The organism is Caldicellulosiruptor acetigenus (assembly GCF_026914305.1).
Classification (GTDB): Bacteria; Bacillota; Thermoanaerobacteria; order Caldicellulosiruptorales; family Caldicellulosiruptoraceae; genus Caldicellulosiruptor; species Caldicellulosiruptor acetigenus.
Genome location: NZ_CP113866.1, coordinates 1,362,043 through 1,388,572 on the forward strand (window position 1 = coordinate 1,362,043; position 26,530 = coordinate 1,388,572).

Annotated in this window: 26 protein-coding genes; 7 read left to right on the forward strand and 19 right to left on the reverse strand. The window is 34.7% G+C overall.

The genetic code is table 11. The features are described from left to right. The first annotated feature begins 6 nt into the window (after positions 1 to 6). Genes OTK01_RS06740 through OTK01_RS06750 form a run of 3 tightly spaced genes read left to right on the forward strand, consistent with a single transcriptional unit; the run spans position 7 to position 2,405 of the window. Positions 7 to 945 (forward strand): branched-chain amino acid ABC transporter permease, encoded by a 939-nt coding sequence (locus OTK01_RS06740; protein WP_013432663.1) that lies wholly within the window; start codon positions 7 to 9, stop codon positions 943 to 945. Continuing rightward, complete coding sequence (locus tag OTK01_RS06745) at positions 938 to 1,708, forward strand: ABC transporter ATP-binding protein (RefSeq protein WP_013432662.1); 771 nt, start codon at positions 938 to 940, stop codon at positions 1,706 to 1,708. Before OTK01_RS06740 ends, OTK01_RS06745 begins: the two co-directional genes overlap by 8 nt. After that, positions 1,701 to 2,405, forward strand: coding sequence for an ABC transporter ATP-binding protein (locus tag OTK01_RS06750; protein WP_029227632.1), 705 nt, complete (start codon positions 1,701 to 1,703; stop codon positions 2,403 to 2,405). The genes OTK01_RS06745 and OTK01_RS06750 overlap by 8 nt, the downstream gene beginning before the upstream one ends. A 90-nt stretch (positions 2,406 to 2,495) precedes the next feature. Here the strand turns inward: OTK01_RS06750 and OTK01_RS06755 are convergent, their stop codons facing one another. The 15 genes from OTK01_RS06755 to OTK01_RS06825 form a co-directional block, all read right to left on the reverse strand. Next, positions 2,496 to 2,894 (reverse strand): double zinc ribbon domain-containing protein, encoded by a 399-nt coding sequence (locus OTK01_RS06755; RefSeq protein ID WP_029227631.1) that lies wholly within the window; start codon positions 2,892 to 2,894, stop codon positions 2,496 to 2,498. Positions 2,895 to 3,013: 119 nt separating this feature from the next. Further along, positions 3,014 to 3,589 carry an orotate phosphoribosyltransferase gene (gene pyrE, locus OTK01_RS06760; RefSeq protein WP_029227630.1) on the reverse strand — a complete coding sequence of 192 codons (576 nt, stop codon included), beginning with the start codon at positions 3,587 to 3,589 and terminating at the stop codon, positions 3,014 to 3,016. Next, complete coding sequence (locus OTK01_RS06765) at positions 3,582 to 4,304, reverse strand: histidine phosphatase family protein (RefSeq protein WP_029227629.1); 723 nt, start codon at positions 4,302 to 4,304, stop codon at positions 3,582 to 3,584. Before OTK01_RS06765 ends, pyrE begins: the two co-directional genes overlap by 8 nt. 12 nt (positions 4,305 to 4,316) lie before the next feature. Next, a complete protein-coding gene (locus OTK01_RS06770) occupies positions 4,317 to 5,219 on the reverse strand; it encodes a dihydroorotate dehydrogenase (protein ID WP_029227628.1) in 903 nt (300 codons plus the stop codon). Then, a complete protein-coding gene (locus OTK01_RS06775) occupies positions 5,216 to 5,983 on the reverse strand; it encodes a dihydroorotate dehydrogenase electron transfer subunit (RefSeq protein ID WP_029227627.1) in 768 nt (255 codons plus the stop codon). The genes OTK01_RS06770 and OTK01_RS06775 overlap by 4 nt, the downstream gene beginning before the upstream one ends. Then, positions 5,964 to 9,191 carry a carbamoyl-phosphate synthase large subunit gene (carB, locus tag OTK01_RS06780; RefSeq protein WP_029227626.1) on the reverse strand — a complete coding sequence of 1,076 codons (3,228 nt, stop codon included), beginning with the start codon at positions 9,189 to 9,191 and terminating at the stop codon, positions 5,964 to 5,966. Before carB ends, OTK01_RS06775 begins: the two co-directional genes overlap by 20 nt. 32 nt (positions 9,192 to 9,223) lie before the next feature. Next, the gene (gene pyrF, locus OTK01_RS06785; RefSeq protein ID WP_029227625.1) at positions 9,224 to 10,141 is read right to left on the reverse strand and encodes an orotidine-5'-phosphate decarboxylase; all 918 of its coding nucleotides are present in this window, start codon (positions 10,139 to 10,141) and stop codon (positions 9,224 to 9,226) included. Beyond that, complete coding sequence (locus OTK01_RS06790; RefSeq protein ID WP_029227624.1) at positions 10,135 to 11,427, reverse strand: dihydroorotase; 1,293 nt, start codon at positions 11,425 to 11,427, stop codon at positions 10,135 to 10,137. The genes pyrF and OTK01_RS06790 overlap by 7 nt, the downstream gene beginning before the upstream one ends. Beyond that, positions 11,427 to 12,344, reverse strand: coding sequence for an aspartate carbamoyltransferase catalytic subunit (locus OTK01_RS06795; protein ID WP_029227623.1), 918 nt, complete (start codon positions 12,342 to 12,344; stop codon positions 11,427 to 11,429). The genes OTK01_RS06790 and OTK01_RS06795 overlap by 1 nt, the downstream gene beginning before the upstream one ends. A 51-nt stretch (positions 12,345 to 12,395) precedes the next feature. Then, entirely contained in the window at positions 12,396 to 13,769 is a 1,374-nt protein-coding gene (uraA, locus tag OTK01_RS06800) for a uracil permease (protein WP_029227622.1), read from the reverse strand. 28 nt (positions 13,770 to 13,797) lie between these two features. Further along, positions 13,798 to 14,346, reverse strand: a complete 549-nt coding sequence (gene pyrR, locus OTK01_RS06805; RefSeq protein ID WP_029227621.1) for a bifunctional pyr operon transcriptional regulator/uracil phosphoribosyltransferase PyrR — start codon at positions 14,344 to 14,346, stop codon at positions 13,798 to 13,800. A gap of 224 nt (positions 14,347 to 14,570) precedes the next feature. Further along, on the reverse strand, positions 14,571 to 15,473 hold the full coding sequence (locus tag OTK01_RS06810) for an RluA family pseudouridine synthase (RefSeq protein WP_029227620.1): 903 nt from the start codon (positions 15,471 to 15,473) through the stop codon (positions 14,571 to 14,573). Next, the gene (gene lspA / locus OTK01_RS06815; protein WP_029227619.1) at positions 15,470 to 15,922 is read right to left on the reverse strand and encodes a signal peptidase II; all 453 of its coding nucleotides are present in this window, start codon (positions 15,920 to 15,922) and stop codon (positions 15,470 to 15,472) included. Before lspA ends, OTK01_RS06810 begins: the two co-directional genes overlap by 4 nt. Before the next feature lie 95 nt (positions 15,923 to 16,017). Continuing rightward, entirely contained in the window at positions 16,018 to 16,647 is a 630-nt protein-coding gene (locus OTK01_RS06820; protein WP_029227618.1) for a TraR/DksA C4-type zinc finger protein, read from the reverse strand. A 27-nt stretch (positions 16,648 to 16,674) separates the two neighbouring features. Next, positions 16,675 to 16,953, reverse strand: coding sequence for a DUF5665 domain-containing protein (locus OTK01_RS06825; protein WP_015907832.1), 279 nt, complete (start codon positions 16,951 to 16,953; stop codon positions 16,675 to 16,677). Between the two features lie 99 nt (positions 16,954 to 17,052). Here OTK01_RS06825 and OTK01_RS06830 point away from each other — a divergent pair, with 99 nt between their 5' ends. The 4 genes from OTK01_RS06830 to OTK01_RS06845 all read left to right on the forward strand — a co-directional run bounded on the left by OTK01_RS06830 (position 17,053) and on the right by OTK01_RS06845 (position 20,816). After that, positions 17,053 to 17,826, forward strand: coding sequence for an S-methyl-5'-thioadenosine phosphorylase (locus tag OTK01_RS06830; protein ID WP_029227617.1), 774 nt, complete (start codon positions 17,053 to 17,055; stop codon positions 17,824 to 17,826). 8 nt (positions 17,827 to 17,834) lie between these two features. Further along, positions 17,835 to 18,863: an S-methyl-5-thioribose-1-phosphate isomerase gene (gene mtnA, locus OTK01_RS06835; RefSeq protein ID WP_029227616.1), complete on the forward strand. Its 1,029-nt coding sequence runs from the start codon at positions 17,835 to 17,837 to the stop codon at positions 18,861 to 18,863. A gap of 659 nt (positions 18,864 to 19,522) precedes the next feature. Beyond that, a complete protein-coding gene (locus tag OTK01_RS06840; RefSeq protein WP_029227615.1) occupies positions 19,523 to 20,155 on the forward strand; it encodes an amidase domain-containing protein in 633 nt (210 codons plus the stop codon). A gap of 34 nt (positions 20,156 to 20,189) precedes the next feature. Continuing rightward, a complete protein-coding gene (locus tag OTK01_RS06845; RefSeq protein WP_029227614.1) occupies positions 20,190 to 20,816 on the forward strand; it encodes a hypothetical protein in 627 nt (208 codons plus the stop codon). Between the two features lie 328 nt (positions 20,817 to 21,144). Here OTK01_RS06845 and OTK01_RS06850 read toward each other — a convergent pair whose 3' ends face one another. From OTK01_RS06850 to OTK01_RS06865, 4 genes are all read right to left on the reverse strand, one after another. Further along, a complete protein-coding gene (locus tag OTK01_RS06850; protein WP_029671833.1) occupies positions 21,145 to 22,332 on the reverse strand; it encodes a hypothetical protein in 1,188 nt (395 codons plus the stop codon). A 55-nt stretch (positions 22,333 to 22,387) separates the two neighbouring features. Further along, the gene (locus OTK01_RS06855; RefSeq protein WP_029227612.1) at positions 22,388 to 24,112 is read right to left on the reverse strand and encodes an NHL repeat-containing protein; all 1,725 of its coding nucleotides are present in this window, start codon (positions 24,110 to 24,112) and stop codon (positions 22,388 to 22,390) included. A gap of 370 nt (positions 24,113 to 24,482) precedes the next feature. After that, on the reverse strand, positions 24,483 to 25,115 hold the full coding sequence (locus OTK01_RS06860; RefSeq protein WP_013432633.1) for a hypothetical protein: 633 nt from the start codon (positions 25,113 to 25,115) through the stop codon (positions 24,483 to 24,485). 160 nt (positions 25,116 to 25,275) lie between these two features. Further along, a complete protein-coding gene (locus tag OTK01_RS06865) occupies positions 25,276 to 26,439 on the reverse strand; it encodes an amidase domain-containing protein (protein WP_029227611.1) in 1,164 nt (387 codons plus the stop codon). Between the last annotated feature and the right edge of the window lie 91 nt (positions 26,440 to 26,530).

The window sequence follows — 26,530 nt, forward strand, 5'->3', positions numbered from 1 at the left end:
GAAAAGATGAAAAAGAGACTTTTGGTATATTCTGTATTTGTTATTGTTCTTTATTTAATAATAACGCTTTTAATGAAGATGGGTATTATAGATGATTACATCAAACTAAACCTCTTTTTGATAATGCTGAATATCATTTTAGCCGTAAGTTTGAATTTAATAAATGGCATCACTGGCCAGTTTTCACTTGGACATGCAGGATTTATGGCAATTGGAGCGTATACCACTGCAGTTTTGACCACCCTTGAAAAACCAGTACCCTTTTATCTCACTGTTTTAATTGGTGGACTGTTTGCAATGATATGTGGTCTTATTATTGGTCTTCCTGTGCTGCGGCTAAGAGGTGACTATCTTGCAATTGCTACACTTGGTTTTGGAGAGATTATAAGAGTAATCATACAGAATATAGATTACTTAGGTGGCGCAAGTGGAATAAGTGACATACCACAAGGAATTGACTGGACTGGATATTTTGTCATTACAGTCTTAAGTGTAGTGGTTATATTAAATATTATCAATTCATCGTTTGGCAGAGCGATGATCGCCATCAGAGAAGATGAGATAGCTGCAGAAGCTATGGGAATCAATACAACTTTATATAAAGTTCTGGCATTTATGATAGGTGCTTTTTTTGCAGGAGTTGCAGGCTCAGTTTATTCCGGTTCATTTGGATTTATACAGCCAGATATGTTCAACTTCTTTAAATCAATTGACATATTAGTGATAGTTGTTTTGGGCGGGCTTGGAAGCATATCGGGTTCAATAATTTCTGCCATTGTGCTGACTATTATCTCTGCTTTGTTACAAGATTATCCTGCAGTGAGAATGGTTCTGTATGCTTTAATTTTAATAATAATTATGCTATTCAGGCCTCAAGGGCTTATGGGAACAAAAGAAATAAGACTTTCAAAGCTTATACCAATTGGCGGTGAGAAAAATGCTTAGGATAAAAAATGTGACGGTCAATTTTGGAGGAATTGTGGCGCTGAACAATGTCAATATTGATATTGAAAAAGGTGCAATAATCGGACTAATCGGGCCAAACGGTGCTGGTAAAACCACAGTGTTTAATGTGATTTCAGGTATATATAATCCTAATACTGGCAGGATAGAATTTTCAAACTACGATATAACTTATAAAAAGACATACCAAGTTTCTGCGCTGGGGATTTCAAGGACTTTTCAGAACATAAGATTGTTTAAGGAACTCAGTGTAATTGACAATGTGAAGATTTCTTTTCATAAGAATATTAGTTATAACCTTTTTGACGCAATTTTCAGAACATCAAAGTTTTTGAAAGAAGAAGAACAAAATCATAAAAAAGCTGAAGAACTTCTAAAAATCTTTGGACTTTATGAAAAAAGATTTGAACTTGCCAAAAATCTGCCCTATGGTGAACAAAGAAAGCTTGAAATTGTTCGTGCACTTGCAACGTCACCAAAACTCCTTTTATTAGACGAACCAGCAGCTGGAATGAATCCTCAAGAAACACAGGAGCTAAAGAACCTTATTAAATTTATAAAAGAGAAATTTGATTTGACTATACTCTTAATTGAACATGACATGTCGGTTGTAATGGACATATGTGAGAAAATCTATGTCCTTGACTATGGAGAAGTTATAGCTGTCGGAACTCCTGTTGAGGTCAAGAACAACCCTCGTGTGATAGAAGCCTACCTTGGAGAGGGGGATTTAGAGTTTGCTTAAAGTAAATGAAATTGATGTATTTTACGGTGCTATTCAAGCATTATTTTCTGTTTCACTTGAGGTTAAAAAAGGAGAGATTGTAACATTAATCGGAGCAAATGGTGCAGGAAAATCAACGCTGCTAAAGACTATATCTGGTTTGATAAGACCACGTTCAGGCACTATTTTGTTTGAGGATATTGATATTACCAAAAAATCTTCAATGGAGATTGTTAAACTTGGCATTTCTCACGTGCCAGAAGGAAGGCGCGTGTTTCCTGAAATGACGGTATTAGAAAATTTGGAGCTTGGAGCTTTTTTGAGGAAAGATAAACAGGCAATAAAAAAAGACTTAGAACTTGTGTTTGAAAGATTTCCAAGACTATATGAAAGAAAAAATCAACTTGCAGGGACACTTTCTGGCGGAGAACAGCAGATGCTGGCAATCGGAAGGGCTCTAATGTCAAGACCCAAATTACTTCTGCTTGATGAGCCTTCTATGGGACTTGCTCCTATACTTGTGACTGAAATTTTTAAGATAATTAAAGAAATTAATTCTCAAGGAACAACTATTCTTCTGATTGAACAGAATGCTAACATGGCACTTTCAATTGCAGACAGAGCATATGTAATAGAGACGGGTAAAATTGTTTTATCCGGAGATGCAAAAGAGATTGCAGCAAATCCTGAGGTCAAAAAAGCTTATTTGGGTGGCTGATTTTTAAAAATGTAAAAAAATGCAGGGTTATCTTGTTCAGCAAAGTTGTTTTTAAAAGACCCTGCATTTTTTTATATTTTTTATCAAAAATCAAAAGTTAGGAGAACAACTGACAAAGAGTAAACTCATAAAGATTGAAATAACTATAACAACTATGCTTGTTATAATCAAAGATTTTCCCAAATTATCTTCTCTTCTTGCTATATAAATACAACCCAAAATAATACCAACAATTGGAAACAATATTGAAACTATGTATAGCCAACCTACACTACTGTCAGTTTTCGTGTTATTGTAATTCGTATCTACATCGTAAACTGCCAACTTTCCACCACATTCATCGCATATCTCTGCTTTTTGAGGGTATATACGCCCACATTTCAGACAAATTTTTTTGTATTTATCTACTGGACCCAAAATAGATCCGCACTTCCAACATTCTGTCCTATTTTCACCATTTAATTCACCGCATTTTGGACATATTCTCAAATTTTATTTATCCTCCATATTTCCAACTAATGTTTATAATATTCTATCACTTTTATAATTTAACTGTCAATATCATTTTTGGAATTAATAATTTTAATCATTTATGCAAGCAAATTAATCTACTTACTTTTTCTACTTCCAGGTTTTACAATAGGTATACCTTCTTTACAAAGCGGACACTCTTCAGGCTCATATGTTTCAATCTCAAGTGTAAGAAGAGTTTTCAAAGGATAGCCAAGTTCTACCTTTCCACCACTTCTATCTACAATGCCAGCAACTGCCACAATTTCTCCTTTGTACTCTTTTACAATTTCAATTATCTCTCTTACAGACCCGCCTGTTGTTATGACGTCTTCAACTACCAAAACTTTTTCTCCCTCTTCAATCTTAAATCCTCTTCTGAGTTTCATTACCCCATCTTCTCTTTCTGCAAAGATGGAACGGCAATTTAGCTGTCTTGCAAGTTCGTATGAAAGTGTTACTGCCCCCAACGCGGGGCCTATAACAACGTCAATTTGTTTATCTTTAAAGTATTGTGCAAGGTCCCTGCAGATCATTTCTGCCAAGTTTGGGTACTGCAACACTTTTGCACATTGAAGGTACTTTGCACTGTGTTTTCCAGAGGACAAAAGAAAATGTCCTTCCAAAAGCGCATCTGTGTCTTTGAACATTTGAATGTAAGCCTCTTTATTCATAACTTTCTCTCCTTTCAATGATAGTTAAATCTTGTTTTTCAATTCCTCTTTCTTTTAAAAACTGTTGCCACCAGTCTTGATATGCTATTGTGGAAAGCTCCTTTCCAAGATGAGACCAGTCACCCTCAACAATAAGGTGGTATTTCCCTTCTTTATACTCGATTATATTTATAGCAGTATTGTCCTGCCACAAAATCTCGTTGAGTCTTTCAAATTCATATCCTTTTATATACGTCAGAAGAGCCCTAATTAATGTTCCGTGGGTTACGATGCATATTCTTTTTCCCACATTTGACTTTACGATGTCCTCAAAAGCAGATTTTGCCCTCAAGAAAAGTTCATACATACTTTCACCATTTGGCATACAATGTTTGTGAGGCATTTTCTCCCACATTTCATACTCTGTTGGATAAAGCAAAGGAAGCTCATCCCAGCACATGTCTTCCCAATCTCCACCATTTATCTCTATCAAATCTTCTCTTATTATAATCTTTATATCCCTTCCCTCTGCTATTTTGCTTGCAGTATAAAGGGCTCTTTTCAGAGGACTTGAATAAATCACATCAAAATGGACATTTTTTAATCTTTCTGCAAGTTTTTGAGCTTGCAATTTACCCTTTTCTGTTACATTGGAATCTGTAATACCATGAAATCTTCTTATAAAATTTCCTTCTGCCTCTGCATGACGAATAAGATATACAACTGTTTTTGACATTTTGTTTTCACCTCAGATATTTATGTTACCTACAAGCTCTTTTATGGAATTAAAACCCTTTCTTTCAAGATAAGCCTCAATTCCCTCTTTTATTTCGCAAACAGCTTTAGGATTTATAAAATTCACAGTGCCTATCTGAATGGCAGTTGCACCAGCAATAAAAAACTCAATGGCATCTTTGTAATTCATAATTCCCCCAATTCCAATAATAGGTATTCTAACTTTCTTAAAACACTCAAAAACCATTCTAACTGCAATTGGCTTTATAGCAGGGCCTGAAAGTCCACCTGTCACCATCTTTATCAGGGGTTTTCTTGTTTCAATGTCAATTGCCATAGCAGAGACAGTGTTTATAAGCGAAATTGCATCAGCTCCTGCGTTTTCTGCAGCTACCGCTAACTGGGTTATATCTGTAACATTTGGTGTTAGTTTAACAATAATTGGACAGCTTGCCACATCCTTTACAGACTTTGTTATCTCATAGACCTTTTCTGGGTCTTTGCCAAAGACCATTCCGCCTTCTTTCACGTTCGGACATGATAAATTTACTTCAATCATGTCTACAAGTGAAGTTAAGATTTTTGTAAGTTCAATAAACTCTTCTTTGGCAAAACCGTTTATATTGGCAATTATCTTTGTATCAAAGCCTTTTAAAAAAGGGAGTTCTTCATTTATAAATGCTTCTACCCCTGGATTTTCAAGCCCTACAGAGTTTATTATTCCAGCATACACTTCACAAAGTCTTGGCTGGGGATTGCCAATTCTCTTTTTTAAAGTGATGCCCTTTGTACATATAGCGCCAAATTCACTTATGTCAATTAACTTTGAATATTCACGACCAAAACCAAATGTGCCTGATGCTGCAATAACAGGGTTTTTGAGTCTTACCCCTGCTATCTCAACTTCTAAATTCATTCAATCTCAACCTCCATTATATCAAAAACAGGGCCATCTGAACACACATGATACATTTTATCATCTTTTCCTTTTATACTACAGCAAAGACATGCGCCTATCCCGCACGCCATTTTTTCTTCTAAAGAGGCATAACATTTTACAGGGAGATTAAGATTTTTAATCGCCTTTAACATAGGCTTTGGCCCACAGCAAAAAACAATTTTATATTCTGCTTTTGAAAAATTGGCTTTAAAAAGGTCAACAACACTCCCTTTATAACTGCTACTGCCATCATCTGTTGCTATTAAAGTATTGTCACAAATGTCCTTAAATCTTTCTACCAAAAACATTGAGTTTATGCTTCTAAATCCAAGAAATACATCAACTTTATTGCCTCTATTTTTGAGCTCTTTACAGAGGCCAACAAGGGGGAAAATCCCAACCCCCCCTCCAATCACAGCAACCTTACCATCGAACCTGTCTATCAAAAATGAGTTTCCAAGCGGACCCAAGATATTAATGACCTCTCCTTTTGATTTTTGAGAAAGAAGCTTTGTGCCTTTACCTACCACTTTGTAACCGATATAGACTCTTTTTCCCTCAACAAAAGAGATGCTGAAAGGTCTTCTCAAAAGAGGATAAATGCTCTCTTTATCAATTAGAATATTCACAAAATTGCCCGGTTTAAAATTTTCTGCTAAATATTCAGATTCAAAGGATAAGAGAAATATATCATTTGCAATCTTTACATTTTCTTCAATTTTAACGTCTAATAGCTTCATTGTCAATCTCTCCTATGTTAAATATGTCAAGTTCTCTTTTTTGTTTTAGAAACTCAATAATTTCAACTACAGCTTTTGCAGTGTCAACTGAAGTGAAGATTGGCACTTTGTTTTCCACAGCAAATCTTCTTATCAAAAAACCATCTCTTTGCGGCTGTCTTCCTTTTGTAGGAGTATTGATAACAATATTTATTTCTCCCTTTCTAATCAAATCTATTATATTTGGACTTCCTTCGGACACTTTTTTAACATAATTTGCAGCAACCTGATAAAAATTCAGGTGTTTTGCAGTCTTTGATGTTGCATATATTTTGAATCCAAGCTTTTCAAACTTCTCAGCAATAGGGATGATTTCATTTTTATCAGGGTCGGCAACAGTAAAAAGTACACCACCTTCTAATGGCAGCTTTGTTCCGCTTGCAACAAGCCCTTTGTAGAGAGCAACATAATAGTCTTTCGAAATTCCCATAACCTCGCCTGTTGACTTCATCTCAGGACCAAGTGATACTTCAACATCAGGCAGTTTTTCAAATGAGAAAACAGGAACTTTAAAGGCATAGAAATCTTTTTTCGGCAAAAGCCCAACTGTGTTTACCAAATCTTTCAGCTTATATCCCAAACTTACCATTGTTGCAAGCTCAACCATAGGGACACCAGTTACCTTGCTCAAAAACGGTACCGTTCTGCTGCCTCTTGGATTTACTTCGATAACATAAAGTTCTTCATTTTGAACAATAAACTGCACATTCATAAGCCCTTTGCATTCAAGCTCTCTTGCTATTTTGAGGGTGTATTCGACAATCTTCTCTTCAATATACTTTGAAATATTCCTTGCAGGATACAGTGAAATACTGTCTCCCGAATGAACACCCGCTCTTTCAATATGTTCCATTATCCCGGGTATCAAGATATCCTCGCCATCAGATATAGCATCAACCTCTATTTCTTTTCCGACGATGTATTTGTCAATGAGGATGGGGTGGCTATTTAAATTCTTTGCATAGCTGAGCATCTCCACAATATCGTCATCGTCAAAGGCAATCTTCATACCCTGTCCGCCAAGAACGTATGATGGCCGCACAAGCACAGGATATCCCAATGAGTTTGCTATTCTTAGTGCTTCTTGCAGCGTATAACATGTGTAACCTGGAGGTCTTTTGATGTTAAGCTTATTCAAGATTTTGTCAAATCTTTCCCTGTCCTCTGCGATATCTATTCCCTCTGCGCTTGTACCAAAAATCTTGATACCCTCTTTTGCAAGCTGCTGAGAAAGTTTTATAGCTGTTTGACCACCAAATTGGACTATCACACCCTCTGCTCTTACTGTTTCAATAACATTTAACACATCTTCTTTTGTGAGAGGTTCAAAAAAGAGCATATCTGAAGTATCAAAATCAGTACTTACAGTTTCAGGATTGTTGTTGATAATCACAGACTTTATGCCAAGCTTTGAAAGTGTATAAACACTGTGTACAGAAGTATAATCAAACTCAATTCCCTGACCAATTCTAATCGGACCTGAGCCCAAAACAACAATTTTTCTCTGTGTATATGATGTTTGTGATACTGCTACATCATTTTCTCTTTCATATGTTGAGTAATAATATGGAGTTTTTGCTTCAAATTCTGCTGCACATGTATCAACCATTTTGTATACCGGTGTTATGTTTAGGCTTTTTCTTAAACTCCTCACATCATTTTCAGATATCCCTTTGAGACTTGCAATTGTCTTGTCACTGAACCCCATCTTCTTTGCTTCAAGCAGAATACTGCTGTTTAGTTCCTCTTTTTTTATTCTCTCTTCCATCTCGATTATATTTTTAATCTTGTGAAGGAAAAATCTGTCTACTTTGCTGATTCGGTATAGGTATTCTACTTCATATCTTCTTCTTATAGCCTCAGCAAGTGCAAATATTCTTCTGTCATCAGCCTCGATTATAAGTTGTGAGAGACTTTCGTTATCTAAACTCTTTAGCTCTGGAAGGTCTAAGTAGTCCAGCCCTATGTCAAGAGACCTTATACCTTTTAAAAGGCTTTCTTCAAACGTTCTTCCGATTGCCATGACCTCTCCAGTTGCCTTCATCTGGGTACCAAGCTTTCTATTTGCATAAGTGAACTTGTCAAACGGCCAGCGTGGAATTTTCAGAACAACATAGTCAAGAGCAGGTTCAAAGCTTGCGTATGTCATTTTTGTAATAGCATTTTCTATTTCGTCAAGTGTATAGCCAAGCGCAATCTTTGCAGCAATTCTGGCAATTGGATACCCTGTCGCTTTTGAAGCTAAAGCAGATGAGCGGCTGACCCTTGGATTTACTTCAATTACTGCATATTCAAAGCTATCAGGATTTAGAGCAAACTGAACATTGCACCCTCCTTCAATCTTCAGAGCATCTATGATTTTGAGAGCAGATGATCTTAGCATTTGATATTCTTTATCAGAAAGTGTCTGCGATGGTGCAACAACAATGCTATCGCCTGTATGAATTCCCACCGGGTCAATATTTTCCATGTTACACACAGTAATCAGGCATCCGTTTGAGTCTCGCATAACCTCATACTCTATCTCTTTCCACCCTTTTATACTTTTCTCTACAAGTATTTGGTGCACAGGACTGTACGAAAGACCTCTTCTTGCAATCTCAACAAACTCTTCTTCATTGTTTGCAATACCACCGCCAGTCCCACCAAGGGTATATGCCGGTCTTATTATAACAGGAAAGCCTATTTTCTTTGCAAACGCAAGACCATCTTCTACACAGTTTACAACCTCACTCGGAACAACAGGTTCGCCAATTTTTATCATCAGCTGTTTAAAAAGTTGTCTATCTTCTGCAAACTCAATAGCTTCAATGTTTGTTCCAATTACCTTGACATTGTATTTGTCAAGGATCCCACTTTTGTAAAGTTCAACAGCAGTGTTAAGGCCTGTTTGCCCTCCAAGTGTTGGTAATATAGAGTCAACTTTTTCTTTTTGAATTATTTTTTCTATTATTTCACAAGTTATAGGCTCGATATAGATACTGTCTGCCATAGTTTTGTCTGTCATTATTGTTGCTGGGTTTGAGTTTATAAGAATAACCTCAATACCCTCTTCTTTTAACGCCTTACAAGCCTGGCTTCCTGAATAGTCAAACTCAGCTGCCTGGCCAATTATAATCGGTCCTGAACCAATAACCAAAACCTTTTTTATATCCTTTCTCAGTGGCACTTTAAAGTCTCACCTCTTTTGATTTTATTTCTTTAAGAGATTGCTGCATTGATACTTTCCTTGATACTTTTTGAAGCTAAGTAGCTACTCTTTTCAAAATCAGAATGAACATAGTTTTTGTATGCATAGATTATATCACGCGACGAATTTACTATTATGCCCATGTTGTTGCTGTCCACAAAATATTTCAAATCTTCTACTTTTCCTCCTTGCACACCAATTCCCGGTACAAGAAGGAAAGAGTTTGGCAAGATTTCCCTTATTCTTTTACCAGCCTCAAGCTGGGTTGCACCTACAACAGCACCAACATCACTGTAACCTTCTTTCCCTATGCAGTTTTTCCCCCATTCATAAACTTTTTCGGCTACAACTTCAAAAAGGTATTTATCTTCTACCATCAGATCTTGAAAATCACCAGAAGAAGGATTGGAAGTCTTAACAAGCACAAACAAACCTTTTTTGAATCTCTCACAGTCTTCAATAAATGGCTTTATACCGTCTTGACCAAGATAAGGGTTTGTGGTGATTGCATCAAACTCAAAAAACCTTATTTTTTTACCAAAAACAGGTGTCTCGCCAAGGTAAGCGTTTGAGTATCCTTTTGCAGAACTTGAGATGTCGTTTCTTTTACCATCAAAGATTACCACAAGCTTTTTGTTTTTTGCATATTCACAGAGTTTATGCAAAACCTCAAATCCATGGTAAGAGTACTGTTCAAAGAATGCTGCCTGAAACTTTACTCCAACCACATTTTCTTCCACAGCATCGATAATCCTTCGGTTGTATTCAAACAAAATGGTTTTTAAATTGTCAATCTCGCTTTTTTCTTTATCATAAAATCTTTTGATAAAATAATCTGGTATATTTTCAATGCTTGTATCAATTCCTGCTATAAGAACACTATTTTTCTTTTTTATAGACTCAATTAGCCTATCAGAAAAGTTCAGCAATTCAAAACACCGTCCTTTTTTAATATCTTCCCATTATATATTACTGTCTCAACATAAGAAGTCAAAAGTTTTCCTAAAAACACACTATTTTTCGACTTTGACACAATGTTTTCCTCTCTCACTTCCCACTTTTTCTTTAAATCCACAATCACAAGGTTAGCTTTTTGTCCTTCTCTTATAACATTTGGGGGAAGTCCAATTACTTTTCTGGGATTTTGGTTCAAAAGCTCAACCACTTTCCCCAACTCAAACCCATTTTTCTCAACAAGATATGTGAACAGCACAGAAAATGCAGTCTCAAACCCAATTGTCCCGCTTGCAGCAAGGTTAAATTCGACATTCTTTTCATCTTTATGATGCGGAGCATGGTCTGTTGATATACAGTCAATTACACCTTCTTTTAATCCTTCAATCAAAGCTTCCACATCCTCTTGTGTTCTCAGAGGAGGGTTTACCTTTGCGTTTGTGTTAAATCCAAGCACCTCTTCTTCTGTAAGACTTATATAATGCGGGCATGTATCAGCCGTGACATTTACACCCCACTCTTTTGCCATTTTTATAAGCCTGACAGATTCTTTGGTGGACACATGGGTTATATGAAGATGTGCTTTTGTCTCCTTTGCAAGAAGAATATCTCTTGCAACAATAATTGATTCTGCCTCGCGTGGAATTCCTCTGAGTCCCGTGATTGTTGATACATGTCCTAAATTTATCTGTCCTCCTTCAGACAAGTTCGTATCCTCACAGTGTGAAATGACAGGTATTGAAAAATCTTTTGAGTACAAAAGAGCATTTCTCATAATGTTTGCGTTCATAACACACTTTCCATCATCTGATATAGCAATAGCCCCTTCTTCTTTCATAAATCCTATCTCTGCAAGCTCTTCTCCTGAAAGTCCTTTTGTTATAGCTCCAACAGGTAAAACCTCAATTGGCGAAACCTCTCTTGCACGGTATTTTATATACGCAACCATTGCTCTGTTGTCTATAGGAGGGTTTGTATTTGGCATACAGCAGATGGTTGTAAATCCTCCTGCTACAGCAGACCTGCTACCGCTTTTTATGTCTTCTTTGTACTCAAAACCAGGTTCCCGCAAATGACAGTGAATATCGGTAAAGCTTGGCATTACATACTTGCCGCTTGCATCTATTATAATCATCTTGTCAGGATTTTCTTCTATGTTTTTACCAATCTTTTCTATCTTGTCATCAACTATCAATATATCAACTTTTTCAGCTTTGTCGTGAATACTATTTACAAGCTGTGCATTTTTTATCAATATCATCACCTATAAATTCCCTCCTTGCGCGTACAAAGATATAAAACTGCCATTCTAACAGCAATACCGTTTGTGACCTGCTCATCAATTGTAGAATTTGGCAGCTGCATCACCTCTGAAGAAATTTCAACTCCCCTGTTGACAGGACCAGGGTGCATTATCAGGGTGCTGCCTGAAATATACCTCATTATACCTTCGTTTAATCCATAAAACTTGTAATATTCTTGTTTTGAGGTTATAAAACCCCGTTTTTGTCTCTCAAGCTGAATCCTCAAATCTATTACAACATCTTTTCCTGAGACTGCCTCTTCTAAAGAAGATGCAACCTCAGCAAAGTTTTCAATATAAGGTGGAATAAGCGTTTGTGGCCCAAACACTGTGATTTGGTTGTCAAACTTAGAAAGTCCCCATATGTTGCTCCTTGCAACCCTGCTGTGAAGAATATCGCCAATGATTGCTATCTTCAATTTCTCAATTGTTCCAAGCCTTTCTCTAATTGTAAACATATCAAGCAGTGCCTGTGTTGGATGCTCGTTCATTCCATCACCAGCGTTTATGACCGAAAATGAACAATTTTTTGCAATAAAATGCGGCACACCAGAGAATGAATGTCTGACAATTAGCACATCTGTTTTTAGAGCTTCCAAAGTTTTTACAGTATCAAGCAAAGATTCTCCTTTTTGTACACTGCTGGTTTGCACTGATATAGAGGTTGTATTTGCACTCATAAACTTTGCTGCAAGCTCAAACGATGTTCGTGTTCTGGTGCTATTTTCATAAAACAGAGTTACAACCGAATACCCCTGCAGATGAGGAGTCTTTTTAGTTTCACTCTTTAAAATTGTCTTCATATCTTTTGCAAGATTCAGTATTTTTATGATATCCTCTTTTGAAAGCTCTCTTAGCCCAAGCAAATGTTTCAATTTATCCACCTCCGATTGTTTACAAAAAAGGTAGGGAAAATACCCCTACCCTTAATTATTTGGTTCTAAAGCTTCTTTTGTCTTTGCTACTTTGAGTTCTTTTGGCTCTGGCAAAAGAAGATTTAAAATTATTCCGACAAATGTAGCAAGTGCCATTCCTTCAAATTCAATGTTGAAAAATTTGAGTCTCGTTCCACCAACACCAATTATTAAAACCACAGAAGCAATTACAAGGTTGCGTGTTTGAGACAAGTCCACCTTGCTTTCAATCATCATTCTCAAACCAGATGAAGCAATAACACCAAACAGCAGGATACTGATTCCCCCAATTACAGGTGAAGGAATTACCTGAATAAGAGCACCAAGCTTTTGGACAAATGAAAGCAAAATTGCCAAGATTGCTGCCCATAAAATTACCCATGTGCTGTACACCTTTGTTATTGCCATAACACCGATATTTTCACCATATGTTGTATTAGGAGGGCCTCCAAGAAAACCTGCAGCAATTGTTGCAAGACCATCTCCTGCTAAAGATCTGTGGAGTCCAGGATTTTTTGTAAAGTCTCTTCCCACAACATTATTTGTTACAAGAAGATGTCCAATATGTTCTGTTATTGTAACTATGGCAATTGGAGCAATTGATAAAATAGCAGAGAGTGAAAACTTAGGGAATGTAAACTGAGGAAGTCCCAGCCACTTTGCACTCTTGATAACTTCATAGTTCAAAAACGGAATATATTTGCCATTTGGATAGAACGAATTGAGAAGATTTGTGTTCATACCAATCAAGTCAAGTACATATGCAAAAAGGTATCCACTTACAAGTCCAATCAAAACAGGTATGACTTTAAAAAATCCTTTAAAGTAAACAGAGCCAAACACGGCAACAAGCAATGTAAAGATAGAAACCCAGCAAACAGGACTTTTTAGGACGTTGACGGCAACTTCTAAAATCTGACCATCTTTTATAACCTCTTTGAAAAGACCAGCTGATTTCACAGCTGCCGCTCTTGCAAGAGAAAGTCCAATAATCATCACAACAGGACCTACAACAACAGGTGGCAGTAGTCTGTCAATCCAGTTTGTTCCAAACAGGTACACAAGAAATGCTACAATCAGATATACAACACCTGATGCAATACATCCAGCAAGAGCATATTCTTTGCCTCCAAGCGAAGCAGAGACTGTGATAATAGGATTTATATATGCAAAAGACGAACCAAGATAAGCTGGAACTTTATTTTTTGTTACAAGAATATATATTATGGTCCCCACACCACTTGTAAAGAGAGCAACAGTTGGGCTAAGTCCTACCAGAATAGGAACCAAGATTGTTGCGCCAACCATGGCAAAAAGATGTTGAAGACTCAAAGGCAAGGTTTTTAAAAATGGAAGCTTTTCTTCAACCTGAACAACTCTGTTCATTTTCAAAGCTTTCTCCTTTCTTTTAAAGTTATATTTCCCTATCAAGCTGTTCAATTATTACTCTGTTGTCGTTGTCAAACTCATCAACAAGAACGTGAACAATCTCTTTTCTCGAAGTTGGAACATTTTTTCCTACATAGTCAGCCCTAATTGGAAGTTCTCTGTGTCCTCTGTCAATCAACACTGCGAGCTGAATCATCTTTGGTCTTCCCATGTCCATCAAAGCTTCAATTGCTGCTCTTACTGTTCTGCCTGTAAAAAGAACATCGTCTACTAAAACTATCTTCTTGTTGTTTATATCAAAATCAATCCTTGTAGAGTTTACCGTCGGATGCTCAGAAAGCAGACTCAAATCGTCCCTGTAAAATGTGATGTCAAGAATGCCCAGAGGAAGCTTTACACCTTCTATCATTTCTATGTTTTCCTGTATCCTTTTTGCCAGAGTTACACCTCTTCGCTGAATCCCAACAAGGCAAAGATTTTCAACACCCTTGTTCTTTTCAAGTATCTCGTGTGAAATCCTGACTAAAGCCCGTCGCATTTGATTGGCATCCATAATTTCTTTAAATTTTTCCAAAATACAGCACCTCCTTTGGCACAAAAAAAAGCTTCCTGCCTGTGAATTGGCAAGAAGCTTTTTTTGACAGACTGACACCATCAAAGTCTTTTTTCTAAACCTTGCCGCCTCACAGGGCCAGCTTAAAGGTCTCAAACAAAGCCACTATTCGATTTTTTATTTATTTTTTAGCTATTATAACACCAAAATGTACAGTTTGTCTATGGTTATCAATAGCATATATGCTATTTATTGTTTCTATTTCTCAGCATATTTAGAATCTCGACAAAGTACTCTGGTAGGTCAGCCGAAAAGTGCAGCACTTTTGAAGTTATCGGGTGAACAAACTCAATCTCACCTGCATGAAGAACCTGCCCCTGAACTCCAAACTCGTTTTTAGCTCTTCCATAGCTACTGTCTCCAAGCAAAGGATAACCTATATATGACATGTGCACTCTTATCTGGTGAGTCCTTCCTGTCTTCAATCTTAGTTTTATAAAAGTGTATTTGTCAAACCTTTCTAAAACCTCAAAGTAAGTAACTGCTTCTTTCCCATTGGGAACAACAGCCATTTTTAGCCTGTTTACAGGATGCCTCCCAATCGGTGCATTTATTACGCCACTGTCTTCTTTTAATACACCTTCACATATAGCATAGTATATCCTTTTTATTTGATGAGATTTTAAAGCTTCAGAAAGTTTAATATGTGCTTCATCTGTTTTAGCAACAATTAAAAGTCCCGATGTGTCTTTGTCGAGCCTGTGGACAATTCCGGGTCTTATAACTCCGTTTATACTGCTAAGTCTCCCACTGAACTTGTGCAAAAGTGCATTTACAAGGGTATTTTCAAAATTGCCTGCACCGGGATGTACAACCATGCCACGAGGTTTGTTTATTACTGCTAAGTGTTCATCTTCATACACAACTTCAATATCTATATCTTGAGCAACAAGGGATAGCTGTTTAGGCTCAGGAATAACAACTTTGATTATATCTCCACTCTTGACTTTATATGCAGGTTTTAAAACTTGTGATTGATTTACCCATACATTTCCTTCTTCTATTATCTTTTGAACGAAACTGCGGGTTTTAGAAAGAGCCTCAGAAAGATACTTATCCAGTCGTCCGTCAAAACCTTCTACTGTCAAGATTTTTTCTTCAGAAATAACTCTTCGCCTCCTTCTTTTAGCATCAAAAATATCAAAAGAAGGACACCACAGGTTATAAAGAAATCAGCAAGATTAAAAACAGGAATGACTTTTATATCTATAAAATCTACCACATAGCCTTTAGCAACTCTATCAAAAAGATTTCCCATTGCTCCTCCCACTATCAGCGAAAAAGAAAGCCTGTAAAGGTTACTTGTTGACTTGAATATCATATAACATAAAAATAGAATAAGGATGATTGAAACAATTATAAAAAATATTCTTTTCCCCTCTAAGATGGAAAAAGCCCCGCCTCTGTTTTGCACATAGGTGAGCGACAAAATTCCACCCAGTAAATTGACAGAACTATCTAAAAAAACATTTTCAGCTTTTGCCTTTGTTAGCTGGTCTAACACAAAAGTTAACATAATTATAATCCAGTAAACCAAATTCTTTCTCACCTTTTTAATTATCAATGCGTATCTGCCAGTATTCTTTTTTTATTATAATATACCAACCAATGAAAAGCAAAACACAAAAAGCTTTATAACCATTTTTTAGCGTCATCAGCTGATATTTTATCCACCTCTTCGACTGTATCATCAACGTCATTTATCTTTTTATAAAACTTCCTTCCGTCAGATACAATCTCATCCTGTGGCCCGTTGCTTGTTGAGTGCATCTCAAGTATGCTCCACATATCTGTGCCATCATGTTCTTCTTCACCTTGACTTGGAAACTTGTCATTGAAAGGTTTGCCCAGCACCTTTTCTTCGATTGGTCTTTGGTCTGTTTGATAATTTTCTTGCCTTTCCATATCTTTCTGGCACTCTATACAAAATTCTGTATAAGGTATTGCCAAAAGCCTTTCTATAGAAATCTCTTTTTTGCAGGAAATACAGTAGCCAAAGTTTCCCTTTTCAATTTTGGAGAGTGCTTTTTCAATCAGCTCAAGCTTTCTTTTCATGTCAGCTTTCAAGCTCATGTTCTTTTCTGCTTCAAATAGGTCTGATGCAATGTCAGCTGGATGATTGTCATAGTTTGATACCTCATTTGAATATAGTGTGCTAAAGTTTGCAACCTGATTTTCTTTAGTATTTTTTAAATACCCTTCTATCTCAGATTTTTTCTCTAAAAGCAATTTTTTGAGCATTTTAATTTCAGCTGGCTGCAATATTAATCTCTCCTTTACTAAAGTTATTTAATGCATATAAAACTTTACAAATTTCAATATTTCAGCAATATACCGGCCTATTACCGGAAGGTTGTACTTTACGATAGCGTTAAGTATATATAAAAGAAGAGCACCCAAAATGGAAAAGCCAAAAGCTGTTCCAAATCCCCGTGCAGCACCAGATAAAAAGTTTGTAAAAATTATTTTCTTCGGGTTTTTTAAATATTCTATATAGTAGCTAAAATTCATCCTTTCAAGTTTTAAGATAAAATCATTTAATTTCTCCTCAAATTCGTCTCTTGACATCATCTCACCTTCTCAATAAATTATTTTGTTGATTTTTACACATTTTATTTATATAATTTTTTTGAAATGCAAAAGTTTTTATTCTTGGAGGTAAGAAGGATGGAATACAGGGCTGATATAGGGGTTTTTGGCGGTTCTGGTTTTTATTCTTTGGAAGACAATGTTGAAGAGATAGAACTTGAAACACCATATGGAAAACCAAGCGACAAAATCTCTTTGGTTGAGATTGCAGGCAAAAAAGTAGCTTTTCTGCCCCGTCATGGCAAAAAACATCAGTATCCTCCTCACTTGATTCCGTACAGAGCAAACATTTGGGCAATGAAGATGCTTGGGGTCAAAAAGATAATTGGACCAACAGCGTCAGGAAGCTTAAAACCTGAGATAAAACCTGGCGACTTTGTTGTGTGTGACCAGTTTGTTGACAGGACTTGGGGAAGGAAAGACACATTCTTTGAAGGACCTGAAGTAAGGCACATATCTGCTGCAAAGCCGTACTGTGAATATTTGAGAAAAATTGCAATTGAGTCTTCAAAAGAACTTGGAATTACTGTGCATGAAAAGGGGACAGTTGTTGTAATACAAGGTCCGAGATTTTCCACAACTGCTGAGAGCAGATGGTTTTCAAGCATGGGCTGGGATGTTATCAACATGACACAGTATCCAGAAGTGATACTTGCAAAAGAGCTTGGTATCTGCTATGTGAATATATCCCTTATCACAGACTATGACGCTGGACTTGAAGGAAGAGATGATATAAAACCAGTAACTGAAGAAGAAGTTTATAGAGTTTTTAGAGAAAATAATGACAAAGTAAAAAAGCTTATATACAGAATGATTGAAAAAATTGATGTAGATTATGTCTGTGAGGAGTAAGAAGGAAGATGAAACACTTTGAGTTTGAAAATGATAAGCTCATTGTGCTTGACCAGAGAAAGCTGCCTTTTGAAAAAGAATATTTTGTTTGCAGTACGTACCAGGATGTATATATAGCAATAAAAGATATGATTATAAGAGGAGCACCGCTTATTGGAATTGTTGCTGCATATGGAGTTGTATTGGGTTTTAAGGAGATAATTGAAAAGAACATGGATTCAGCTAAAATTTATGAAATCATAAACTATCTTGTAAGCTCAAGACCCACTGCTGTGAACCTTTTCTGGGCACTTGAGAGGATGAAAAAGGTTTTTGAAGAGGCAAGAAATCTTTCTCAAAGTCAAATTTATAGTTTGCTGCTACAAGAGGCAAGGAAAATAGAAGATGAAGACAAAAGTATCAATAAAAAGATTGGCGAGCATGGAAATACACTTATAAAAGAAGGTGCAAATATCCTTACTCACTGCAATGCAGGGGCTTTAGCAACAGGCGGGTATGGAACTGCACTTGGTGTTATCCGTGAAGCTCACTTTACCGGCAAAAATATTCATGTTTATGTAGATGAGACACGGCCGTATTTGCAGGGGGCAAGGCTCACAGCTTTTGAGCTTTCTGAAGATGGTATTCCCAACACAGTTATCTGTGACAACATGGCAGGCTATCTTATGAAACTTGGAAAAATTGACTGCGTTATTGTTGGTGCAGACAGAATCGCTTTAAATGGAGATACAGCAAACAAGATTGGAACTTACTCTCTTTCTGTTTTGGCAAAGCACCACGACATTCCTTTTTACATTGCAGCACCCGTATCAACCATTGATTTTAATATAAAATCAGGCTCAGAAATTCCTATTGAAGAGAGAAGCGAAGATGAAATAAGATTTTTCAACGGTAAAAAAATTGTTCCGGATGAATCAAAGGTGTTTAATCCTGCATTTGATGTGACGCCGGCTGAGAACATTACTGCCATAATTACAGAAAAAGGTGTTGTTTTCCCACCATTTGAAGAGAATATTTCAAAACTCAAAGAAAAGTAGGTTATCAAAAAACGGGGTATTGTAAGAATTGAGTACCCCGTTTTATATTTTATTTTTTATGATTTGCTGAAAAACTGTTACATGCTTTCTTGAGCGCTCAAGAAGGTTGGTGCAAGAAATAATGAATTTTTGAAAGGGACTTTTCTTTTGTTACTATATTTACTTTGTATGGTTATTTTTTTATTTAATAACCTAAAACTTTCTTACAAAAAGATTCAATCTTAAACATATTTTTGTTTTCTCGATGCCGAAAATTAATTATTGCAACTGAAAATATAATATTTTACTAAAAAGTTGAGGTAATGTACTTGTTTTTTTGTCTAATCTTACAATTGTAGAGTATCTACATGTGTGGTATAATGTCAATAAAATAAACCGCTCAAGAGGTGAGTAGAAAATGTTAGGAAGCTAACAAGTAAAGTGTTGAGAAGAACTATAATTTTTTAATTTAAGAAAGGAGGCAACAAAAATGAAAAAGTTTATTAAGTTATTCCCTTTCCTAATTGTAATTTTACTTAAGGAATAATCACTACTTTATAGTTAGTGACGAATATTATACGGAATTCAAAGAATCAATAGCTTCCTATAATGAACTAATCCAACTAAGTAATAACATTTCTACAGAAGATAATAAAATACGAAAAATATATAGCGATATTATGAGAAGTAAATCAAGTGAAGATATATCAATAAATTCTTATCCAGGTGATTACTATGTTCCATACGATAGAGCAAAAGCTGTTAACTACGCATTGTCTCACACTAGTAACTATGATAATGATACAAATTATAATTCAAAATTTAAAAATTTTGCAAACAGCACATATACAGCTGGTGACTGTCAAAATTTTGTATCACAATGTTTATGGTATGGATATGGCGGTATTGATGACCAAACTAATATAAATGCTCATCAGTTACCCATGACATATGATTGGTGGTGTGATAAGTATAATGCCTCTTGTACTTCAGACGGAAAATGGAATTGGACATATGTCGTTCATTTTTATTCTTGGCTTACATCGAATAATTATGGTCCTCGTGGACAAGATATTGTTTACACAGATGTTGAAAAAGGAGATATAATTTTTAAATCAGATTTGAGTCATGTATATATAATTACCGACATAGTCGACTTCGACAATGACAACCAAGTGGACTGGAATGAAATTTATGTGAGTGCTCATACAAAAAATAGACTTAACAACAGACTCTCGTCGATTTATCCCTCACCTACCTCTTCGCTGAAATTTGTAAAGGTATATTCGTTTAAATGGAACTCTGGAAAGTAATAACTCAATCATGCAATTATGGAGGATTAACTAAATGCAAAAAATATTTCGTAATTCAATGGTAATATTTTCTTTAATTCTCATTGGATCATTGGTATTATTAAGTATTAGTTTAAAAATCTCTCACATTAAGGCTGACACAATCTTAAATAAGCATAAGCCAGAAGACAATAGCTCCGAGAGAATTCATATTATAAAAAACAAGAAGAAATTTATAGCAGATATCATCTCAGTTTTACCCGTTGTTGAAGAAAAGAATATAAACAACTCAACTGTGGACAGCAACATAAGTAAAGTAAAAGCAGAAAGGCAAGTACATTATAAAATTATTAAAGCTGTGCTAAATGAAGCCAATCACAAAAGCATCCTTGGCCTTGCTTCAAACAAAGATATATATTCATTTGTATCTGAGAAAGTCCTAAAAATACTCTTTCCCCAACCTACACAAGATACTTATACCTGTTACTATAAGGTAGAACCTGCTGACCCCAAGCAAACCGTTATTTGGTACAAAAAAGGATATTTTTATTTTGTGTACTGCTTCACAGACTCTTATACCATAAATCCAGCTGACCCTTATGGTGATATTAAAAAAATGGTTCTCTTGGTTGAGAAAATTAAAAACAAATGGATCATAAGCGATTTTTCAAACAATAACTGATAAACAGTCCCTATAAAATATAATATGGACACAAATTCTATTTTTACTATAATAGATAGTTTTTTGCTGTAGTCTGGTGGCTCAATCCCTTTTTACACAATTATAAAGACTCAACTTTTTCTCATTTTAATTACACTCAAAAAACAAACAAGAATCTTAGAATTTTTGCACTGAATCACCACTTTTTTGTATTTGTGATTATAAATCTTCGTCTATGATAGCCAACTTTCCGTATAATCTTACAATACGTTGAATTTAAAATAGATTTTATCTGACTTATTTAAAACTTGTTTTAAAGAGGAAATTTGGTGATTGTTGTTTGTCAGCTCTAATATATTCGAATAGTATCATAACTCACCAAATTTCCTCTAACTTTAAATAACTGAACTACTCTTTTGCTTTTTAGCTTGTAAATTGAACACCCTTCTTCACTTAAAAAGTATCCGCCTTTATCAGTAAAGTATATTCCATCTAAACCAATAACAGGCCAGTAGGCATTTATATTTTTTGGAATTCCGCTAATATATTCTAAACTTCCACTTTTAATATTTAATAGTACTAACTTTGCTCTAAAAGGTTCTTTGATAGTAGAATAGTCACCAAATTCTTTATATCCCGGACTTCCCTGTGAGAAAATAAATTTATCTTCTGAAAAAGAATTTACAGGCGGAGAGCACAGCCCAGTATTCTTTGTAAATTCCATTGTTTTTCCTGTTGATATGTCAGCAACAGAAACCCAAATATATGATGGATCAGCAGGAGTTGAAGTGCTGATAGCAACATATCTGCTATCTTTGCTCCATGCAATAGAGTAAATAATTCTGTAAACATTATTAATTGGCATATCTCCAAATCTTTCGGAAAGTAGCTTCTTCTTGCTGTTTTTGTTCAAGTCAATTACAACCAGCGATGTGGCAGCATCATTTTCTTTGTTATCCATCTCACCACAGGCAATATACTTTCCGTTTGGTGAGAGAACTGGCCAGCAAAATGAACCTCTTGCAATTTGTTTTAGTGAAAAAGTATATATTTTGTTTTTTGGAACATACTCTGATTTCAAAAGATACAACCTTTTTTCAGTGGCAATAACAAACTCACCTGTTTGTTTATTAGCACTGATATATTTTATCATCTCTGGCATTCGGTTTCGATAAACTTCTTTTTTAGTTGTGTAATCAACTAAAATTAACTCTTTCAAATCCTCACCACAATAAGCTACCTGATTTTTTCCCCATGCAAACAAGCGTACAGAAAAATAATCTAAACCTTTTATTTTATTGCGGCTCATTTTGACTTTGAAGATCAAATCTTCTTTACCACTGCTATGCCATATTTTGCCATAAAATAAAGCAAAAAAGTCACCATTTTCGGTTTTCTCAAACCTCTCAATATAGCCTATCTGTTCTGAAGCATTTCTTATTAGAGCATTTATAACAAAAAAAATCATGCCTATAATTATTAAGCATATAGAGACATATACAAAGATATTAAACTTTACACTTTTTTTACTACACATGTTTAATTTTTCTTTCAATGAATTTACCTCCAAGAATACTATCATCAATTTTAAATTAATAGGGTGAATATGCTTGATAACCATTACTAACTAACTCATTAAACGTATATCCCATAGATATAACTCTATCAGTATAGTTGCCATTAACTATCGATATAGTACTTTCATAAACCACAAATTGACCAGATGAATTTGACGTGTAGAATAATCTAACATGCCCAGATCCACTACTGTTTTTTAATAAAATATCACCTTGTTGTAATTCATAATAACTATTTAATTGTCTAGCTATTTTGGGGAATTCTGAAGTATGATAATGCCTTGATAACCCCCAACATCTACTTACAAATCCAGAACAATCAACACCTGTTGTTTTATCTATATAACCAGGTGCGTTTGTATTAACATTTCCAGCTGCATATCCTTGTTGAATTTCATTGTCAAAACCAGATAATGAACTAAAACCACCCCAGCAATAAGGAACTTGATAATAATTTGTATTATAATTAGTTATAAAGCGAGGTCTTTGCCAATATTGTCGATTGCTTGCACTCAAATTAGAACCATCATAATTTACTTTGCTGCAGTACCACTGGTGCCACTGATAGTTCTGCGCTGTTGAAATCATTTGAGACCTTGGTACTGTTACAACAGAAGTAGCTACTACTATATCTCCATCAATTGAAACTTGACTCTTTGTTTGTTCATTCAATTTTTCTGATGAATTTACTGAAATCCTATCATTTTTTTCTATTTCTTTCATAAACTCATCAGCAGACTGCCAAGAAGCTACTTTAAGTACATAGACATTTTCTTGAGATGGTATCAAAACATAAACATCATTACCTTCTATTAGAAAGCCTTTTTCAGGAATAACACTGTAAACATCTAAAGGTATTTTTATGGCTCTATCTATCTCCCCAGTTTTTTTATCATAACCTACAATCGCATAGCTTTTACCATCTTCTAATTTCCAATATACTATGTTGCCAATTGTTCCCATATAACCATTTGTTCCTAATTGATACTGTGAAGGAAAAGCAACAGTCACAACCTCTCCATCTGGTGTTATAACCTGACCACCTAAACGTTTCATACCTTGAATATTGAGTTTCCATATAGCTTTATCACGTGCTAAAGAGCCTTTTTTCTCTTCAACAACTGTAGCACTCTCTGGTTTACCTGCATCCAAGTTATTTGTCTTGTCTGTTCCATTCCCAAATTTCAATGTTCTTGTTTCTTTCAAATCTGCATATACAACATATGGTCCATTTTCGTCAGAACCAAAACCTGAAATTGTTATACAACTACCTCTTTGCTGAGTATCTGGCAAGCTACTAATTCTAATTTTGCCACTTGTTATCGTTACAAGACAGTTTCCATTATAACTTCCACCCAATAAATATAAATTTCCTTTTCCATCAACTGATATATTGGACACCCATATTATACTTTCAGGAAATTTAACTTCTTCAATAAATTCACCGGAAATCTTGTTGTAAATTAAAATTCTGTGATGCGCATTATCAACAATATACACTTTATCACCTTTGACATCAAAAGCATCTGGTCCTCCTGTTCCAGTCATATCTGAAACATATTCAATCCATTTTTCAGATACAGGAATACTAACAACTTTTTCAAAGTTTGAAAACCATAGTTTGTCTTTTTCTTCTCCACTTCCAAGTGCTTTGCTTTTGACAGTTGAAAAGGATAAAATCGATACTAGAACCAGACTGCAAACTGTCAAATAAGTTATTATTTTTTTGAAATTTTTCATAGTAAATGCCCTCCTTTATTTTTATTTGCACACCCTCTTAAGCGCTCAAGAAGGTTAAAGCCTATGTTATTGAAACAATCAAAATTTTCAAAGCCTTCAACTTTAATTCCTAATGGTAAGAATATTTTTTTACTCATATTTATTAATATAACCGATATTATTTTATATTTGTAGTTACACCTATATTATACATCTGTAAAATTGACTTGTAAAGAAGTTTTAAAATATTTTTCAGATCATTTAATTTGTAAAGCTGTATATATAAAACCTCATATATAATCTTTTAGTTTGTTTTTTTAAACATGAAACAAACTTTAAAAAGCATCCTTGAATATACTTTAAACTTTGGTAATTAATCAAAAAGTAAGAGTTATTTCGATTTAAACCCAACTACCTTACACTCATAACAGTCATAACCTATATCTTCGTATCTATTTACTATTTCTCCTTTTGCGTTATATAAGATTAAGTCTTTTAGCTTTTTATAACCGTCTACAATAACAATATATCCCTTATCACCTTTTACATTTTCTATTAGTTTTGTCCCATTTTCAAATTCAAATACCATTTTAGTGTAATTAGTAGGCTTTCGTGCGCCTGTTGATGGTATCCAAGTGGAAGTATTTAGGTTGCAAAAATAAATGCTTTTACCTTTGTATTTGACCCGATTTACTCCAAATCCCATACTCATTGCTGGATACCCAGCAGATGCATACCATAACGCTTTATTGTTTTCAACCAAACATAACAAATATTGGGGTGAATTATCGGTAGTCATATAAAATAAAAATAAATGCCAATTATCATATTTTTTGTATTTAAGCAAATTAAACTTTTTTGTTTTACACATAGAAAAAGTATCTGATAACGCTGAAATAGCTATTTTTTGTGTTTTAGTGTATTTGTCCTCTTTTTTCGGAAAATTATTTCTTGAACATCCGGTTATATTCAGTATAATTAGTACGAGTAATAAAAAATATGGAATAACTTTTTTTATTTTCAAAATGTATTCGCCTCCCATTTTATAATTTTTTAATAACAACAATAAGGGCACACCTTCAGAAAAACATTAAGAATATTAAGGAAATATTTATATTAATTCAATTTCTGAAGGTGTGCAATCTATGAAGATAGTGGGAAATAATATTGTATTTGTTGTATTCTTATTCTATTTCTCTAAAATAATATGGATTGAAAAATCTTTTATTACCTTCATAATCAGAATAATAGCGATAACAATTTTCAGTATGTTGTGCAAATTTCCGTGTAATTTTGTCTACAAGAATTGCAGTATGATCAAATCTCCCATCGTTATAATAATCAATTTGCATTATTCCACCATTATCTAATGAATTTATACTGTCTACTACAACAACGCGTGGACCAGGTGTGTCAATAGATTTATAGCTTGTCATATAACTCCAGAAAGCTTCAACATTCTCCCAATTTCGTGAGCCTCCACCAGGACCTGCATACCATCCTTCTTCATATGAACCAGGAACCATCATCACCTTATTTAATATATCATTCGTAGTATCATTTGCTCCAAATCCATACCATAAAACTTGAGATGCAAAGTTTGTGCAATCTCCTCCTCCAGCGGTTGCATCATAAAACTTGGTATTACGGTTATATACGTATTTGTTTGCATATTCAACAGCCCTTGATGTACTATAATAATGATTTACTGCTGGCAAACTAAGAATACTAACATTACTTTTCAATTCAACATCATTGAAGTTTTTATATACTTTCTTCGAATCTGGAGAAAATTCCTGATCAATCATTTCAGCTAATTCTTTCGGTTGAAATTCTCTTATTAATTTTTCTTTTGAAATTTCATAGAAACTTAGATCTTCATAATCATGTTCTGTAATTTTCCAGCTATTTTCCATTTTTATTAACTTAAATATATTTTCGCCACCACAAATAAAAGGTGGATATGCATTCTGTCCATCTAATTTTATTTCTAATATGACGCTTGCTTGATTACCGTTTATATCAATAGCTTTGTAATTGAACTCTAATGGAAATCGTCTCTTTTCGATGTAACAATAACCTTTTTGATAAATATACTTTCTTCTTGCTGTTAAATTTTTCAGAGCTATTACTTTGTTTTGATTTTGTATTTTAGTCATATCAAGGTAAGGTGTTATATCCTTATGTTCCATTTGTAAATATGCATCGTACTGAGTATTGTAAAAAGATTCGATAATGTTTTTTATGTTATCTTCTTCAGAGTTTTTTAAAAAATATAAGTTTGCATAGGCAATGGAATTTGGCATTATTAGAATGAAGCATAATAAAATCAATACAATTTTTCTCATTTAAAATATCCCCCTTCTTTTAGTTTCTATATGATTTTCAGATTAAATTAAATAATAAATTATTTGAAACTATTATCTTCTGTTTAATCAG